Origin of the sequence: Myroides sp. C1519, assembly GCF_038039755.1 — a bacterium.
GTDB classification, from domain to species: Bacteria; Bacteroidota; Bacteroidia; order Flavobacteriales; family Flavobacteriaceae; genus Flavobacterium; species Flavobacterium phaeum_A.
Map to the genome: position 1 here is coordinate 1 of NZ_JBBPHM010000054.1, position 664 is coordinate 664.

Genomic DNA, 664 nt, shown 5'->3' on the forward strand with positions numbered 1-664 from the left:
GGGCTCCGACCGCTTGTAGGCGTATGGTTTCAGGATCTATTTCACTCCGTTATTCACGGTTCTTTTCACCTTTCCCTCACGGTACTGGTTCACTATCGGTCTCTCAGGAGTATTTAGCCTTGGCGGATGGTCCCGCCGGATTCAATCAAGGTTTCACGTGCCCCGACCTACTCAGGATACCACTATTCTTATCTTCTCTTACTTGTACGGGACTATCACCCTCTTTGGTTTACCTTTCCAGGTAATTCTAATTAAATCCGCAAGAAATATCGTGGTCCTACAACCCCAATATTGCCGTAACAACATTGGTTTGGGCTATTCCGCGTTCGCTCGCCACTACTTGCGGAATCACTTTTGTTTTCTTCTCCTCTGCCTACTTAGATGTTTCAGTTCAGCAGGTTCGCCTCCTATTAGGATAATATGTCTTCAACATACTGGGTTGCCCCATTCGGATATCTACGGATCAAATCGTGTGTGCCGATCCCCGTAGCTTTTCGCAGCTTATCACGTCCTTCGTCGCCTCTGAGAGCCTAGGCATTCCCCATACGCCCTTATTTTGCTTATGTGCTTACAATTCTTTCGAATCGTACTTTCTATAAATTTTATTATTTTTGATTCTTTTCTAACTGTATTAGTTAAGTATCTCAATATGTCAATGATCGTT

Annotated in this window: 1 rRNA gene; it reads right to left on the reverse strand. The window is 44.1% G+C overall.

Annotation, left to right across the window (positions count from 1 at the left end):
- Nucleotides 1-565 (reverse strand): 23S ribosomal RNA (locus AABL81_RS13535); the annotation flags it as partial.
- Between the last annotated feature and the right edge of the window lie 99 nt (nt 566-664).